Source organism: Streptomyces sp. NPDC054961 (assembly GCF_053609145.1).
In genome coordinates this window covers 9,430-22,031 of the sequence record NZ_JBSGWY010000004.1, presented here as the reverse complement: position 1 = coordinate 22,031, position 12,602 = coordinate 9,430, and the positions used below count along the sequence as shown (strand labels likewise).

The window sequence follows — 12,602 nt, the reverse complement described above, 5'->3', positions numbered from 1 at the left end:
CTGTGCTTCCCGATCCAGCGTGCGCGCGGCGGCGCCCCGGGGCCCGTCCGGTACCGCCATCGGGATGACGTCCGGCCGGACGGCCGGCCTCAGGTGGCCGGGCGGGGGCGCCTTCGGCCCGCACGCAGGATGTGCACGCTCACGACCGCGGCCCAGGCCGGGAAGACCAGCTCGGACCAGGGGAGCGAGGAGCCGGCCAGCAGCAGGATCAGGCCGGCCAGGTATCCGGTGAGGACCAGCGGGCGCGGGAAGGCCCCGAGCCTGCGGCCGATCGTCGAGGTCGCGAAGACGAACACGGCCGCCATCCGCATCCCGTACGTGGTGAGCAGCGTGTAGGCGAAGTGGCGGCCGAACTCCTGCGGCTGATCGGCGGCCAGCACCGTCCCGGCGGCCGCGGCGGCGCCGAAGAGGCTGGCGGTGAAGACCAGGCCGCTGCCCAGGAACACGGTGGAGACGAACCGGTCCTCGGCTTCCCCGGAGTGCTCCCGCAGCGCGCCCATGAACCACAGGAAGGCGATGCCGGCGAAGGGAACCAGCTCCAGTGCCGTGTTCACCGCTTCCCGCTGGCCCGAGGTGACCGCGATCTGGTCGGCGTCGCCTCCTTCCGGCAGGCCGAGCCGGGCGAGGACGATGGCCGCCGCCATGAGGGCGGCGAAGAGGACCCCCGCCAGCCCCGCCGCCCGGGGAGTGCTCAGGCTCTGTCCGGGGGAGGCCCCCGTAGCTCCTTGTGTCATTCGTCCAGCAAGCCGGGGACCCGGCCGTCCTGCCAGCGGGGCCGCGCGCCCGGGTGAAGCGGGGTCCGCGGCCGGACCGGATCAGGCCGTCCGGTCCGCCCGGTCCGTCTGCTCGACGCTCCACAGCGGCAGGGTCCGGAAGAAGCCCACGGCCTCCGCCCGCCAGTACGGGGCCCAGGACGCGGCCTCGGCGGACGCCTCCTGCGCGTACCGGCGGATCTCCGCGCGCAGCCGCTGGTCCGCGCCGCCTTCGCGGGCGATCTCCCGGATCCGCTCGATGGTGGCGTCGGAGCAGCCCGGGTCGCCGAGCGCGGACTCCACCAGCTGGGCCTCGGACCCGCTCGCGCAGGCCAGGACCGCGTTCACGGCGTACGTACGGCGTCCCGCGCGGATGTCGGCCCCGGTGGACTTGCCGACCCGGGCGCTCTCGCCGAACAGGTCCAGGAAGTCGTCGCGCATCTGCTCGCCGATCCCCACCAGGCGGGCGTAGCGGTGCAGCCGGTCGCGGTGCGGCGCGGGATCCTCGCCGGCGGCCAGCAGCCCCATGGTCAGCGGCGCCAGCACCGAATACCGCGCGCTCTTGAAATCGGTGACGGCGTGCAGGAACTCCTCGTCCGGGGTCCCCAGGGAGTCCCGCTCCAGGTCCGCGATCTGCCCGACCACGGTTTCCGCGGCCGTCCGCATCTGGACGGCCAGCAGGGCCTGGCGGAGCTCCGCCGGCGCCTCGGCCTCCAGCAGCACCTGCATCGAGAGGAAGGCCGCGAGATCGCCCGCCAGGACCGCCAGGCCGAGGGCGGCCGGGAGGTCGTCGGGCAGGTCCTGGCGGTAGGCGTAGTACGTGGACGGCCCGCCGCGCCGCAGGGGCGCGTCGTCGATGATGTCGTCGTGGACCAGCCCGTGGGTCTGCAGGAGCTCGAGGCTCAGCCCGGCCTCCGCCAGCCCCGGCAGCTCCTCGGTGGTGACCAGCCGGGCCGCCTCGTACAGCAGGACGACCCGCAGGCGCTTGCCGCCGCGCGTCGACAGCTCCCGCAGCAGGCCGAGGGCGCGCGGCGCGAACCGGCTCGGCAGGGGGGTGTCGAGCCGCTGCCCGAGGGTGTCGAAGTAGCGCTCGAAGCGCGCGTCGAAGGTCCTGCGGTGTCCGGAGATCCGTTCCAGGGTGCGGGCCACGGTGGCCGTGTCGTTCATGAAGATCATTATCCGCACGGTCCGCGGGCGGAGTCGATGGAAGAAATCATTGACATGGAGTACGGATGCTTTTAGCTTCCTCGTCGGCGGAGCCGTCGCCGGGCGAACAGGTCTTCCAGTACACGGACGGGGAAGGGACGGCGCCGTGAAGGCGATCGTGCAGGACGCGTACGGAGCGAGCGACGTGCTGGAGCTCCGGGACATCGAGAAGCCGGAGCCGGGCCGGGGCGAGGTGCTCGTGGCCGTCCGGGCCGCCGCGGTGGACGCCGGGGTCTGGCACCTGATGAGCGGCCGCCCCTACCTTCTGCGGCTCATGGGTTTCGGACTGCGCGCGCCCAAGGTCCGCGTACGCGGCCGGGAGCTCGCCGGACGCGTCGAGGCGGTCGGGGAGGGCGTGAGCGCCTTCCGCCCGGGGGACGAGGTCTTCGGCATCGGCGAGGGCACCTTCGCCGAGTACGTGTGCGCCCGGCAGGACAAGCTCGCGCACAAGCCGGCCGGGCTTCCCCTGGAGGAGGCGGCCGCGCTGCCCGTCTCCGGGCTCACGGCCCTCCAGGCGCTCCGCGACGTGGGGCGCGTGCGGCCCGGACAGCGGGTGCTGGTCATCGGAGCCGCGGGCGGGGTCGGCACGTTCGCGGTCCAGCTGGCCAAGGCGTACGGGGCCCACGTCACGGGGGTGTGCAGCACGGCGAAGACGGAGCTGGTGCGCTCGCTCGGGGCGGACGAGGCCATCGACTACACCGTCGAGGAGTTCGCCGACGGGGTCCGCCGCTACGACCTGATCCTCGACACCGCCGGAAACCGGACCCTGGCGCACCTCAGGCGCGCCCTGACCCCGCGCGGGACGCTCGTCATCGTGGGGGGCGAGGGCGGCGGGCGCTGGCTCGGCGGCACCGACCGGGTGCTGCGGGCCGCGCTGCTGAACCCCTTCGTGCGGCACGGGCTCAAGGGAGTCTTCGCCGCCGAACGGAAGGCCGACCTCGAGGTCCTCAAGCAGTACGTGGAGGACGGCGCCCTGGCCCCAGTCGTCCAGCGCACCTGCGCGCTCGCCGGAGCCGCGGAAGCCGTCGATCAGCTCCATCGGGGCGAGGCACGGGGGAAGATCCTGGTCAGGCCCTGAGCGGCCGTGGACGGCACGGCCTCGGCCGGGCCGTCCACGGCCGGTCGGGGCCGTCGCCGCCCGCGCCCGGGCCTCGGCCAGGATTCAGCCCGGCCCGCTCAGCCCAGGCTCAGCCCAGGCTCAGCCCAGGCTCGGGCTGGGTGCCGCGGAGGTGGCGGCGGGGCTCGCGGGGGCGCCCTGGGTGCCGGGTGCGGTGGGTGTCGCGGACGGGGTCGGCGTGGCCGGCGTGGCCGATGCGCCGGGGGTGGCCGACGCACCGGGGGTGGCCGACGCGCTCGGGCCGGTCGTGGCCGCGGGGGATTCCGGGGTGCACGTGATCTCGTCGCGCGGGGTGTAGTGCGTACGGAACGTCTCCCGGCCGACTTCCTTGCCGTCCCGGACGAAGACGCGGCCGACGGAGACGTCGAAGCCTTCCAGCGGGGTCTGCGCCTCGCAGGTGGGGCCGGCGACCGTGCGCTTGGCCGGGGGCGTGACGTGCGTGCGCGGACCCTTGGTCGCGCGTATCTCGTCGTACTGCTTCGTTCCGAGCAGGGTGATGGTCACCGAGGTGTCGGTGGACGAGGCCCTGACGGTGACGGGGTGGCCGGAGTCGTTCTGCCAGCGCAGGTCGAGGGTGCCCCAGGCGACGGTGGCCTCGCGGCCTTCGGGGTACCGCTCGATGTAGAAGGAGTGGGCCCCGTGCTCCACCGGCTTCAGGCCCGCGAAGAACATGGCGTTGTACATGGTCGTCGCGACCGCCGAGACTCCGCCGCCGGGAGACTTCACGTAGCGGCCGTCGTTGATCATGATCCCGTCGACGAAACCGTTCTCCTTGGTCCGCTCGCCCACGGCCTGGTTGAAGCTCCAGATCTCGCCCGGCTGGACCACGGCGCCGTTGATCAGCTCGACGGCGCGCGCGATGTTGTGGGTGCGGTAGGGGGCGGAGGGAAACGCCACGGTGAAGGACGAGAGCTGCTGCCGGGCCGCGCCGAGGCCCTTGCCGGGCGCGGTGCCGGACGTCGTGCCCGGCGCCCCGGCGGTGCCCTGCGCCCCGCCGCGCGCGTCCCCGGTGCCGGCGGGCCGGTCGGCGGCCGCGGAACCGGCGGCCCCCGCGGAACCGCTGGCGGCCGCGGAACCCGCGGCGACGCCGCTGAGGCCGAGTACGGCGGCCACGGCCGCCGAGGTCAGGGCGATCCGCTTGGTGACCGTCCGGCCGTGTGCCCGTCGCATGTCTCTCCCTGTCGCCGTGGAATGTCGGTCCGGTGCCGGTGCCGGCGCCGCGCTCGAAGACCGGGAGCGGGCCGGGACCGGAAACCATTCTGGGCGATTTACATCCGAATGGGGCATAAATGTGCCCATGCTCACGAGAGGAGTGATCATTTCCGTGACAGGCTGAGGGGATGCCGATACACCGCACGCCCTCGTCCGGTCTCCCTCCCGTCGGACGCGCACCGTGGTCGGACGGCGCCCCGTCCCACGGCGAGCTGCGGGCGGCGAAAGCGCTGGTCTACGACCCCTGCGGGTTCGCCTGCTCACAGCCGGTCGCCGAAGCCGAGAGCGCCGAGTACGCCGCCCACGCCTTCACCCTGGACGGTCTCGCCGTCCGGTTCCGCGCGGCGAAGACGACCCCCACCAAGGCCGGCCAGTTCGTCACCGTGTGGAAGAGGTCCCCGGGCGGGCCCATCCAGCCCTACGACGTCGCGGACCCGGTCGACCTCTTCGTCATCGCCACGCGTGACGGCCACCACGCCGGCCAGTTCGTGTTCCCCGTGGACGCGCTGCGCCGGCACGGGATCGTGTCGGCGGGCGGCGTCGGCGGGAAGCGGGGCTTCCGCGTCTACCCGCCCTGGGTGACCACCACCAGCCGCCAGGCGGGCCGTACGCAGGCCTGGCAGCTGGACCACTTCCTGGGCCTGCCCCCGGACGGACCGGCCGGCCTGGCCCGCGCCCGGGAGCTCTACCACCCGTAGGCCGTCCCCCTCGGATTCAGAGCACCGAGCGGGTTCAGAGCACCGAGCGGATGCGGCGGACCAGGACGGATCCCGCGAGGGCCAAGCCGCCCGCGAGGGCGTACAGGGCGGGGTAGCCGCCGAGGTGGGTGATGACCGGCGCCGCGATCACGGGCGCCAGGACCTGCGGCATCGAGTTGGCGATGTTGATCACTCCCAGGTCCTTGCCCCGGTCCTCCGCGGTCGGCAGCACGTCCGTGAGCAGGGCGAAGTCCACCGCCGTGTACACGCCGAAGCCGAGACCGAGGACGAGCGAGGCGACGATCGCGCCGCTCCACGTCTGCCAGACGGCGAGCAGCAGGGTGGCCGCGGCGATGACCAGCCCCGACCACAGGACATAGGACTTCCGTCGGCCGCTGCGGTCCGACCGGATGCCGCTGATCACCACCGTGGAGAGCAGGGCGAGCGCGTTGAGCGCGGTGAGGACCAGGACGCCGGTGTCCGCGTCGCCCTCGTAGCGCACGGCGTCGGTCAGGTAGTAGAGCAGGTACATGGTGCTGATGGAGTACGACAGGTTCATCAGGAACCGGGTGAGCCAGGCCCAGCCGAAGTCGGGGTGGCGGCGCGGATCGATCCAGAAGCCGGTGAGGAAGGTCCGCCACCGGAAGGCGCTGCGGTCCTGCGGGGCGAGCGCGGCGTCGCGCCGCATCAGGACGTACGGCACGGCGGCGAGCACCGAGAAGGCCGCGCAGGCCAGGTAGCCCGCGGTGATCCCGCCCGCGACCGTGGCCAGCGCCGTACCGACCAGGATGCCGACGACCTGGGAGACGCCGAGCCAGCCGCCGACCAGGCCGCGCTGCCGCGGCGGCACCTGGTCGGGGACGGCCGCCGTGAGGGCGGCGAAGGCCGCGTTGAGGGCGAGCTGTGTCAGGCACCAGCCCGCGATCACGGCCGGCACGCTCGTCGCCAGGGCGAGCACCACCAGGCCGGCGGCGCCGCCCGCGACCCCGGCGACCACCCAGGGGATCCGGCGTCCCGCGCGCGCCGTCGTACGGTCGGACAGCGCTCCGAAGACGGGGTTGGAAACCATCGAGACGGCCGCTCCCAGTCCCGTCACCAGGGCGAGGGTGGACGCCTTGTGGCCGGGGGCGAGCTGCTCGGCCTGGCGGGCCAGGAGCAGTTGCAGCGGGCCGAACCAGCCGACCCACACCCCGAGGTTGGCGAGGGACAGCGCGCCGACCCACCGGCCGCCCGGCGCGGCGCCCGCTCCGGGGGCGTCCGCGCCACCCGAGGCCGGCGGGGCCTCCGGACCGGCGGTCACCTGCCGTTCCTGATCAGGTCGCGGTACCAGGCGTACGACTCCTTGGGGGTCCGGGCGAGCGTCTCGTAGTCGACGTGGACGAGACCGAACCGCTGCCGGTAGCCCTCCGCCCACTCGAAGTTGTCGAGGATCGACCAGATGAAGTAGCCGCGCACGTCGGCCCCTTCGGCCATCGCCTGGTGCAGGGCGCGTACGTGGCCCTCGTGGTAGGCGATCCGGCGCTCGTCCTCGATCCGGCCCGTGGCCGGGTCCGGCGCGTCGTCGTACGAGCAGCCGTTCTCCGTGATGTACAGGGGCGGCAGCCGGTCGCCGTAGCGCTCGCGCAGGGTGGCCAGCAGCTCGCGCAGCCCGTCCGGGACCACCGGCCAGTCGAAGTCGGTGCGTGCGTACCCCTCGATCTCCCGGACGCCGAAGGGGAGTCCGGAGGGGATCTCGATCCCGCCGAAGGCGGAGCCGCCGGCGGGGGCCGGGGCGCCGATGAGCATCGGGTTGTAGTAGTTGACCCCGTACCAGTCCAGCGGCGCCGAGATCGCCTTGAGGTCCTCCGCCACCGGGCCGGGCAGGAGGGAATCCAGCCCGTCCGGGTAGGTGCCGGTCAGGATCGGGTCGGCGAAGAGGCGGTTGGTGAGCGTGTCGTACAACGCGGCGGCGGCGCGGTCCTCCTCGCTCTCGCCGGCGGCCCAGACGGGGCTGTGCGAGACGGCTATGCCGATCCGGCGGGCGCCCGCCGCGCGCAGGGCCTGCACGCCCAGCCCGTGTGCCAGGAGCTGGTGGTGGGCCGCGGGCAGGGCGTCGAAGACGAGCTGCTTGCCGGGGGCGTGCTCGCCGAGGCCGTAGCCGAGGAGGGTGACCTCGGCGGGCTCGTTGATGGTGATCCACATGGGCACCCGGTCGGCGAGGCGCTCCGCGACCACCGAGGCGTACTCCGCGAACCGCTCGGCGGTGTCGCGCTCCAGCCAGCCGCCCCGCTCCTCCAGGGCGAGCGGGGTGTCCCAGTGGAAGAGGGTGGGCACCGGGGCGATGCCCGCGGCGCACAGCTCGTCGACGAGCCGGTCGTAGAAGTCCAGTCCCGGGCCGTTGACCTGCCCGCGCCCTTCGGGCAGCACGCGGGACCAGGAGACCGAGAACCGGTAGGCGTCGACGCCCAGTTCGCCCATCAGCGCCACGTCCTCGCGGTAGCGGCGGTAGTGGTCGGTGGCCACGTCCGCGTGCGAGCCGTCCTTGACGCGCCCCTTCTCCTTGGTGAAGGCGTCCCAGGAGGAGGGGCCCCGGCCGTCGGCCGTGGGCGAGCCCTCGATCTGGAACGCGGAGGCGGAGACCCCCCAGAGGAAGGCGGCCGGGAACTGGGGTACGGGCGCTGACATGCCAACTCGCTTCGGTCGGGGAGCGCGGATCCCCGGCACGGCTGTGGGGACCCGCTGTCGGGAGTGCTGCTCACGGCACTTTCGGGTCCCCGACCCCGTCCTGTCAATGGAAAGTGAACAATCCTCAACTTTCATGAACGCGGATGCGGACGCGGCCGCGGCTCCGCCTCAGCGCACCCCGTCGAGCAGCGCCAGCTGCTCGGCTCCGGACTTCTCCATCGCGGCCGCGAGCTCCCGTGCCTCCCCGGAGCCTCCCGAGGCGCGCTCGCCCGCGCAGAGCAGCACGGACTGGGTCCGGCATGTCGTGGCCCTCGTGCGGGCGGGTGTCGGGCGCCGCCGACAGGGCGAGGAGCCCCCGCAGGGCGAGCAGTTCGGCCGCCGTCCCGTCCGCCGCCCGCGCCGCGACCCCGGCCAGGGCCGGGTCCCCGGCCCGTGCGGGGGCCAGGTCCGTCAGCAGCCGGGCCCGCTCGTCCATCGGGATCATCAGCTGGATCCAGGCGATGTCGGTGGCGTTGAAGGCCGCCGCCCGCGGCGGGCCGGCCACCGGCCGCGTGGCGCAGCCGGTGGCCGGGAACAGGAGCAGGAGCAGGAACAGGACCGGGAGCGCCGCGAAGCGGGCCCGGTCCGGCCGGCGGGCGGACGCGGCCCGCCGGCCGGAGGCGTCCCGGCGGGTCAGAACGTACCGGCCGAGTTGCACTTGGCGCTCTGTACGACGCAGTCCTTCACGCGCTGCCCCAGGGCGGTGTCGTCCCAGGCGTTGAAGAAGTCACCGTGGATGGACGAGGCCATGCCCGAGGACAGCGAGAGGCCGTCGGGGGCTTGGCGTTCGGCGCGCACACCGGCCAGTTGCCGTCGGAGCTGCGGCCGGTCTCCCCGCCCTCGCCCGCGCAGTAGAACTGGTTGACCGAGCCGGCCGGCGTGGGCACTGCGACTTGGCGGTGCCCGCGATCATCCGGAACCCCTGCGGGAAGGGCACCGTCGCCGTGGGATCGGGCAGCCGGGACCCGTAGTAGACGATCATGCCCTCCGGCTCGACGGCCCGTCCGTGCTCGTAGAGGGTCGGAATCCAGTAACTGGAGAGGTCCTGGGCGGGCGTACAGCTCGTCGCGGTGTGGGACAGCAGGGACTCGGCCGTGGAGAACGCGTCCGTGCTGCGGTTGCCGAAGAAGCTGTGCATGTGGGACGCGCCGGGCAGGCCCGGGGCGACGATCGGGTCGTCCGGCTTGGAGTGGCTGTAGACGCAGGTGGCGTTGAACTCGGGGACGCGGACGGAGTTCGCGGGAACCGGCGCCGGGGTCATCGCCCGGAACCGGGCCAGCTGCGTGTCCCACTTCGCCCGGTCGATCCCGACCCAGCCGGGAGAGGAACCGGCGGCGAACGAGAACCAGTTGACGTTCACGAAGTCACCGGCCCCGCTGCTGCGCATCACCGCGAACACCGACTGCGCGCCGGCGGGATGCGTGGAGACGTCGGCCGTCCGTGTCGCCCAGCTCTGCCAGCCGCCGGTCGCCGCGATCTCGAAGCTCGCGAGCAGCGGTCCGGTCGGGGACCCCGTGCGCAGCTCGACGGCGCCGGGACCGCCGGTGGCCGAGGCCATGCGGCAGCTGCTCGAGGACGACCCGGCGCTGGACGCGGTGTTCGCCGCCAACGACCTGATGGCGATCGGAGCCCTGCGCACCCTGCGCGAGGCGGGCCGCCGGGTCCCCGAGGACGTGGCCGTGGTCGGCTTCGACGACATCGAGGCCGCCGCCTCCACCGCCCCGGCGCTCACCTCCGTGCGCAGCCCGATGGCGGACCAGGCCAGGGCCACGTTCCGGCTGCTCCTGGGCCTCATCGAGGGAGGGCCGCGGGATCCGGTGGTCATGCCGAACGAGCTGGTGATCCGCGAGTCGTCCTGAGCGCCCGGGCGCCCCTCCGGCGGCGGCGTCCGGGCCCTCCGGGTCCTCGCGCAGGCTCGGCGGCGTCAGGCGGCCGGGACGCACGCGCACGGACTTCCCGAGTCGCCTCGCGCTTGTGGTCCGCGGAAACGCGTCGCTAGAGTGCTGGTTACACGTGTAACAGCTGAGGTCCTCCGTTTTCGCGCACCAGCATTCCGGACATACGTGACGACGTCTTGTCCGCGGCCGCGCGGCGGGACCGCGTCCACACGACCCGTCGGCCCCCGAGGCCGCGCAGAGAGGAAGAGCCTCGATGACGCAATCGCTCCCGGCCGCCGTCGAGCCGGCGGACATGACCTGGCCGCCCCCGCCGTACCGTGCTCCCGTGCCCGCGGTGACGGGGGCGGATGGTGTGCGGAGTTTCGACGGGGTCACGTACGCGACGACTCCGGGTTTCCGTCCGCGGTTGCTGGACGTGCGGGTTCCGGCGGGTGACGGGCCGTTCGCTGCGGTGGTGTGGATCCACGGTGGGGGGTGGCTGGACGGCGACCGGCGCTATCCGCCGCCCACCGTGCCGGTGGAACTGCTGCACGGGGCGGTGCTGGGGGCCGGTCTGGCGTTGGTGTCGATCGACTACCGGCACAGCCTGGAGGCGCCGTTCCCGGCGCAGCTGCACGATGTGAAGGCCGCGATCCGCTATGTGCGCGCGTACGCCGATGCGCTGGGGATCGACCCGGGGCGGATCGGGGTGTGGGGCGAGTCCGCGGGCGGGCATCTGGCGGCTCTGGCGGGGCTCGTCGGCGCGGACACTCCCGACGCCGTGGCGCTGGAGGGTACGCACGGGGTGGGCGCCGGTGAGACGGGTGTGCGCGCGGTCGTGGACTGGTACGGGGTGTCCGACCTGGTCTCCCTCGCGGACCACCCGATGCCGGCGATGCCCGGCGGGAGCGACTTCCCCGACCCCTACGAGGCCCTCCTGGGCGGGAGCGAGAGCGAGCGTCCCGAACGCGCACGGATCGCGAGCCCGGTCACCTACGCCACGGCCGGCTCGAACCCGCCGCCGTTCCTGCTGGTCCACGGCACCGGGGACGGCCTGGTCCCCTACAGCCAGAGCGAACAGCTCGCCCAGGCCCTGACCCGGGCCGGCGGCGACGTCACCCTCACCCCCGTCGAAGGCGCCGACCACATCTTCCTCGGCTCGCCCGACATCCGGCAGATCGTCACCGACAGCGTCGCCTTCCTCGCCCGCCACCTCGGCGCGGACGCCTGAGTCCTCGGGCCGGTGGCCGTTCGCGGCCGCGCGGGACCCGGGAGCATCCCGGAGCCCGGGACCGCCGGGGGGCGGCCACGGACACCCGGGCCCGGTGCCCGCGGGCAGGCGGAGCGGCCGCCTGAGCCGCACCTCGGCCGGCCGGCCCGCGCGGATCGGTCGGTCGGCGTACACGGGTCGGCCGGTCGGCGCACACGGGTCGGCCGGTCGGCGTGCGCGCGGTGCCGAGGTGGGCCCTGTGCCGGCGCTCGCCACGTGCCGAGGCGGTCCCTACGAGGTCTCGCGGTGGACCAGGATCGGTTCCGTCTCGGGCAGGGGCGCGGCCGTGCCCGTCTCGATCAGCTCGTGCACGGCGTCCGCGACCTCTGCGGCCGGGACGAGCGCGAGGCGGATCGACGTCAGCGCGGGCTGCTGGAGGGCGGAGAGGAGCAGGTCGTCGGAGCCCACGATCGCCACGTCGTCCGGTACGGCGATCCCCTCGGCCCGGAACGCGTGGAGCAGCAGGGCCGCGTACTCGTCGTTGTAGGCGAACACGGCGTCCAGGCCGAGACGCGGCCAGCGCCGGGCCAGGGCGGTCGCCGACTCCCGGGTGTAGGCGAGGTCCAGCGGGGTCACGGTGGCCATGTGCCGGGCGGCAACCGACTCGGCTCCGGCCAGGCGCGGACCGGCCAGGGTGCCGAGACCGCGCTCCTGCGGCATGACCACGCCGATACGGGTCCGGCCGCGGGCGATCAGGTGCTCGGCGGCCGTGGCACCGATGCGGGTGTGGTCGAAGCCGATGGTGTGCACGCCCGGTACGGGGTGCGCCGCGAAGGCGAGCAGACCGCGCACCCCGGCGCGGCTCAGGAGTTCCGCGGCCTGCGGGGTGAACCGGTCGCCGTCGAGGGCGATGACGGCCGCGGGGCGCAGCTCGGCCCAGGCGCGGGCGGCGGAGAGGGAGTCGGCGAAGCGCCCCGCGTGGAGGACCGCGGTGTAACCGTGCCGGTCCAGCTCACTGTGCAGATCGTCGACCCAGTCGCTGACGAGGCGGCCGACGGCGGAGATCGATGCGGGCATCAGCACGAGGTTGCTGCGCCCGGCGCGCAGGGACCGGGCCGCGGCGTGCGGCACGTAGCCGAGCTGCCGGGCGGCGTCGAGGACCCGGGCGCGGGTGGATTCGCTGACGCGATGGCCCTGGGTGTCGTTGAGGACGAAGGAGACCGTGGCGCGCGACACCCCGGCGAGCCGGGCCACGTCGGCGCTGGTGACGGACGCGGCCGCGGGGGCGGGAGTGTCTCTGGCCATGGCGTCCCTCGATGCTCCTTCGGGTCTGCTGACCGGCTGACCGGCTGGCTGGCCGGTCGGCCGGTTCGATGCCTTCCCTTCGGAGGTTACACGCGTCAGATCAACGGGACGCGGCCCCCGCCCGGAGGTGCGGCTGCCCGGGGCGGGGCCGGTGACCTCGGACGTCACCGTCCGTCCGGGCTCTTGGGTGCCCGCGGTCGCGGTCGCGGGCCGGACGCCCTGGCCGGCGACCGGACCCGGCGGCACGGTCCTCACCCTCAGCCCCACGGCGACCCGGCCCGGCCCGGCGTTCACGGCGGAGCACCAGTGCGCCTTCCGGCAGGAACGACCCCCACGGCCGGTCCGAGGCGGCTCGTCAACGCGGCGATCCGGGTGCTCACCCTCCGGGCTCGACGAGATCGCCGCCCGGCGGGCCGGGCCACCGGTGCGCCCGGTGCCCGGGCGGGCCCCGCCCCCGCCGGGCCCGGGCGCGGCGCCCCCCCCCGGGGGGGGCGCGGCGCGCGGGCGGGCCCGGGGGGGGCC

General features: G+C 74.3%; 12 protein-coding genes. 4 read left to right on the top strand and 8 right to left on the bottom strand.

Annotated features, from left to right (window positions below; translation table 11 throughout):
• Window positions 1-89: 89 nt before the first annotated feature.
• Window positions 90-734: a hypothetical protein gene (locus ACWF9Z_RS05935; RefSeq protein WP_453597894.1), complete on the bottom strand. Its 645-nt coding sequence runs from the start codon at window positions 732-734 to the stop codon at window positions 90-92.
• Window positions 735-815: 81 nt separating this feature from the next.
• Window positions 816-1,919 carry a polyprenyl synthetase family protein gene (locus ACWF9Z_RS05930; RefSeq protein ID WP_453597892.1) on the bottom strand — a complete coding sequence of 368 codons (1,104 nt, stop codon included), beginning with the start codon at window positions 1,917-1,919 and terminating at the stop codon, window positions 816-818.
• 145 nt (window positions 1,920-2,064) lie between these two features.
• Here ACWF9Z_RS05930 and ACWF9Z_RS05925 point away from each other — a divergent pair, with 145 nt between their 5' ends.
• Window positions 2,065-3,036 carry an NAD(P)-dependent alcohol dehydrogenase gene (locus ACWF9Z_RS05925; RefSeq protein WP_453597890.1) on the top strand — a complete coding sequence of 324 codons (972 nt, stop codon included), beginning with the start codon at window positions 2,065-2,067 and terminating at the stop codon, window positions 3,034-3,036.
• 120 nt (window positions 3,037-3,156) lie between these two features.
• On the opposite strand, the gene ACWF9Z_RS05920 is transcribed toward ACWF9Z_RS05925, so the two are convergent.
• A complete protein-coding gene (locus ACWF9Z_RS05920; protein ID WP_453597888.1) occupies window positions 3,157-4,245 on the bottom strand; it encodes a VanW family protein in 1,089 nt (362 codons plus the stop codon).
• Window positions 4,246-4,415: 170 nt separating this feature from the next.
• Here ACWF9Z_RS05920 and ACWF9Z_RS05915 point away from each other — a divergent pair, with 170 nt between their 5' ends.
• Window positions 4,416-4,985, top strand: coding sequence for a MepB family protein (locus ACWF9Z_RS05915; RefSeq protein WP_453597887.1), 570 nt, complete (start codon window positions 4,416-4,418; stop codon window positions 4,983-4,985).
• 34 nt (window positions 4,986-5,019) lie between these two features.
• On the opposite strand, the gene ACWF9Z_RS05910 is transcribed toward ACWF9Z_RS05915, so the two are convergent.
• The 4 genes from ACWF9Z_RS05910 to ACWF9Z_RS05895 all read right to left on the bottom strand — a co-directional run bounded on the left by ACWF9Z_RS05910 (window position 5,020) and on the right by ACWF9Z_RS05895 (window position 9,246).
• Complete coding sequence (locus tag ACWF9Z_RS05910; RefSeq protein ID WP_453597885.1) at window positions 5,020-6,285, bottom strand: MFS transporter; 1,266 nt, start codon at window positions 6,283-6,285, stop codon at window positions 5,020-5,022.
• Entirely contained in the window at window positions 6,282-7,649 is a 1,368-nt protein-coding gene (locus ACWF9Z_RS05905) for a GH1 family beta-glucosidase (RefSeq protein WP_453597883.1), read from the bottom strand. The genes ACWF9Z_RS05910 and ACWF9Z_RS05905 overlap by 4 nt, the downstream gene beginning before the upstream one ends.
• Before the next feature lie 124 nt (window positions 7,650-7,773).
• Window positions 7,774-8,346, bottom strand: a complete 573-nt coding sequence (locus ACWF9Z_RS05900; RefSeq protein ID WP_453597881.1) for a DUF305 domain-containing protein — start codon at window positions 8,344-8,346, stop codon at window positions 7,774-7,776.
• 69 nt (window positions 8,347-8,415) lie between these two features.
• Window positions 8,416-9,246, bottom strand: a complete 831-nt coding sequence (locus ACWF9Z_RS05895; RefSeq protein WP_453597879.1) for a DUF1996 domain-containing protein — start codon at window positions 9,244-9,246, stop codon at window positions 8,416-8,418.
• Here ACWF9Z_RS05895 and ACWF9Z_RS05890 point away from each other — a divergent pair.
• Entirely contained in the window at window positions 9,245-9,547 is a 303-nt protein-coding gene (locus ACWF9Z_RS05890) for a substrate-binding domain-containing protein (protein ID WP_453597878.1), read from the top strand. The genes ACWF9Z_RS05895 and ACWF9Z_RS05890 overlap by 2 nt on opposite strands.
• Before the next feature lie 292 nt (window positions 9,548-9,839).
• Window positions 9,840-10,796, top strand: coding sequence for an alpha/beta hydrolase fold domain-containing protein (locus ACWF9Z_RS05885; protein WP_453597876.1), 957 nt, complete (start codon window positions 9,840-9,842; stop codon window positions 10,794-10,796).
• Window positions 10,797-11,066: 270 nt separating this feature from the next.
• Here the strand turns inward: ACWF9Z_RS05885 and ACWF9Z_RS05880 are convergent, their stop codons facing one another.
• The gene (locus tag ACWF9Z_RS05880) at window positions 11,067-12,080 is read right to left on the bottom strand and encodes a LacI family DNA-binding transcriptional regulator (RefSeq protein WP_453597874.1); all 1,014 of its coding nucleotides are present in this window, start codon (window positions 12,078-12,080) and stop codon (window positions 11,067-11,069) included.
• Window positions 12,081-12,602: the final 522 nt, after the last annotated feature.